Source organism: Bacteroides sp. (assembly GCF_028690125.1).
In the GTDB taxonomy this organism is placed as follows: Bacteria; Bacteroidota; Bacteroidia; order Bacteroidales; family Bacteroidaceae; genus Bacteroides.
On record NZ_JAQVBV010000128.1, the window covers coordinates 1 to 3,369 of the forward strand.

Consider the following 3,369-nt stretch of genomic DNA (forward strand, 5'->3'; position numbering starts at 1 on the left):
TGTAAACGCTATTATAATAGTTGACCACTTTTAACCGATTCGCTAGCGAATTAGTTTACCACCTTGAAATATATCTTGTAAGATTTAAGAGTACTAAAAATTCTTACAAGGAGATGAAAGGTGTGGTTATTGAAGTGGATTTATACTACAGAATCCGTACCCTCTACAACGAGGGCGAATCCATCCGGTCCATTGCCAAAAGACTTGGTATCTCGCGGCAGACCGCGAAAAAGTATTGCGAAGGCAATACCCATCCCGATGTACGAAAGACTTACACTCGGGAAGCTGACGTCATCACTGATGAAGTCAGAGATTTTATTAAGGCTTGTCTTGAAGAAGACAAACTCATGCAGTTGCCAAAGCAAAAGCATACTGCAAAACGTATTTATGATCGCCTAGTTAATGAAAAACATTTTACTGGCGGTGAATCAACAATACGAAATGCCGTAAAAGCTCTACGTATTGAAGTTTCTGTTCCTCCACAGGCAGATATGCCATTGGAGTACGAACCTGGTGATGCTGCTCAGATTGACTGGGGCGAAGCCACTGTTTACATTGATGGGAAGAAATGTAAAGTTCAATTCTTCTGTGGACGCCTTTGCTACAGTTGTGACATTTTTGTACAGGCATTCTATTCGCAGAATCTTGAATCATTTTGGGAAGGTCAGCAGTTAATGTTTGATTTCTTTAGAGGCATCCCTAAGCGTTTGATCTTTGATAATGCAAAAGTTGCTGTAAAGGAAGGCTTTGGTCTTCACGCAAAAGCAACCGACGGTTACAAATCATTTGCTGCACATTATGCGTTCAAAACTGATTTCTGTAACATTGCCAGCGGCAATGAAAAAGGACTTGTTGAAAACCTGGTTGGTTATGCAAGAAGAAACTTCATGGTACCCGTTCCAAGAGTAGCCAGTCTCGAGGAACTAAATAAAAAACTGATGCAAGATTGTCTTAATTATCGCAACAATCATAAAGTAGAGTCTCATTCGCTTTCTGTAAAAGAGGCTTATGATGAAGAATGGTACTCACTCAGCCAAATTCCAGCATATCGGTTTGATACAAGCCGTACTGCAACTCCAAGTGTTGGTGATTATTCAACGGTTCGCTTTGACAAGAATAATTATTCTGTTCCTGTCAGATATCTACGCAAGACTATCATTGCCAAAGGTTATGCGAACAAGGTATGTTTCTTTTACGACAATGAGATTATTGCAACCTATGACCGCATATACGGTTCAGGAAAGACGGAATACCGTTTGGAACATTATCTCGATCTTCTGGAGCGTAAACCAAGAAGTGTATTTCAAGCAAAACCTGTGAAATCTAATGTTACCAAAGAACTTTTAGACTGGGGACGTTTACTCCCAGGTCAAAATGCAGAAATGGTAAAGCTGCTACGATTGTGTGTTGATTATGGAGAAGAACGAATCTTATCCATTAAACAACAGCTTCCACAAAACCTCGTACCTACAGTTGATATGATTCGCAGTCAGCTACATGAGACTCCAGAATCCAATGTATTGTATCTGAAAAATGAAATAACGGTCACATCTACTGATCTCAGAAAGTACGATGAGAAATGTGGGGTGGCTGCGCGATGAAAAAATTACAGTCACAAACCATTGAGTTATATTCGAAACAGTTGCGTACACCGATGTTTAATCAATACGAAGATGTTGTAAGACAACTGGATCAGAATCAAAGTTACGAAGATTTCCTGATTGCACTCATGAAACTAGAACTAGATTCTAGGCAGGAAAGCACACGTAGAAGGAAAATCAAAAATGCAGGGTTCCCATATATCAAAACTATGGAAGAACTCGATTACAGCAGGTTTGAGCATCTGGAAGACGCATTCCTCGGTGAACTTGCATCCTGTGACTTCGTTTCAAAACGACAAAACATCGTCATGATTGGAAACCCAGGAACTGGAAAGACGCATCTTTCTATTGCACTTGGCATAAAAGCTTGTATGCAAGGCTTAAACGTTAAGTTCTACACTGCAGCAAATCTGTCCAATGAACTGATCGAAGCACAGGATAATCACAAGCTTGTGCGTCTGGAACGTCAGATTTCCAAAGCTGACTTGCTTATTATTGATGAACTAAGCTATCTTACATTTAACAAGCACCAGTCAGAGTTATTATTTAAGGTAGTAGCTGACAGAGCCGAAAGAAGAAGCGTTGTCGTTTCAACCAATCTAAGGTTCTCCGAATGGACTACGATGTTTGAAAATCAGACCATGGTAACTGCCTTGATTGACAGACTTACCTTTCGATCACATGTATTAAATATGAATTCAGATAATCCTTATCGTGCTGAGCACGCCGCCGTTATATCTGATGACGGAAAGGAGGCTGAATCATAATGAGTGTCTATTGTAAAATAAAAAATAGTGTTGTCAAAGAACAACGGACATATCAAGATCTGCAGGAAAGTTGCGCTGAAATGAGCGAACATATTCTGTCGATGCAAGAAGACTGTAAAAGGTCTGATTTGGAACTGCAGTATTTACGAGATTTCATCAGTTACAAAGGGTTGAACAAAGAATTCCAATACTTCCGTGAAAATTCACATGAGGAGCGTTCAGAAGACTTGCCCTTCTCGTATTTCACATTATAAATAGCAATCTTTGCAAGGGGGAAGTGCTCTAGTGCTTCCTCATATTAAGAATCAAAGTGGTAAAGTAATTCGTTAGCAAGTGGTAAACTTTTTCACTAGCGCAGATGGTAAACTTTTTCATCAGCGTTTTTATGGTAAGTGGTAAACTATTTAGCTAGCAAGGTGGTAAACAAATTCGTCAGCGAGTGGTAAAAAAATTCGTTGACATTCACAGCTATTTTGGAGAAACGGTGTGAAGCATCAAAAAGCACGATTGTCTGTTCGCAACGTGAGCCAAAAAGCTGGGCATCTATGATATTAAATGATGAGGTGGCTTCGAATGCAATCATGAAGAGAGCAACAAAGCATTATACCGTAGTAATTAACACAAAATCAGCCTGCTAAACACTGGCCGTTATCACCGCCGGGTGGCCGCTGGTAATCGCATCAGCGGCCGCTGACCGGCGCAAATTGCAAATTACTCCTAATTTTATCAAACAGGGCCAAAATAGAAACCTCGGGAACCTGCATAAAACGAGCATCCGAGGTTTTTTATCTTTGATGATAATCAGCGTTACTTCTGTATTAATCACGCATTCTCACTATCTCCAATATTTCATCTCCGTACTTTTCCACTTTCTTCTCTCCGAATCCAGATACTGTAAGTAGCTCTTCCTTACTCTTCGGCATCTTTTGAATCAAATCTTCCAGCTGCTTATCATTGCAAATGTAATACGGTTTGATTCCTTCTTCGCGGCTCTTGCTCAA

3 protein-coding genes are annotated in these 3,369 nt (G+C 40.1%); 2 read left to right on the plus strand and 1 reads right to left on the minus strand.

The features are described from left to right. The first annotated feature begins 113 nt into the window (after positions 1 to 113). Together istA and istB are read left to right on the plus strand one after the other, a co-directional pair. A complete protein-coding gene (gene istA, locus PHO71_RS25800) occupies positions 114 to 1,601 on the plus strand; it encodes an IS21 family transposase (RefSeq protein WP_300209049.1) in 1,488 nt (495 codons plus the stop codon). Continuing rightward, complete coding sequence (istB, locus tag PHO71_RS25805) at positions 1,580 to 2,368, plus strand: IS21-like element helper ATPase IstB (protein WP_300209050.1); 789 nt, start codon at positions 1,580 to 1,582, stop codon at positions 2,366 to 2,368. Before istA ends, istB begins: the two co-directional genes overlap by 22 nt. 818 nt (positions 2,369 to 3,186) lie before the next feature. Here the strand turns inward: istB and PHO71_RS25810 are convergent. Then, positions 3,187 to 3,369, minus strand: a 183-nt coding sequence (locus PHO71_RS25810; RefSeq protein WP_300209051.1) for an HRDC domain-containing protein, incomplete at its 5' end; no start/stop codon positions are given.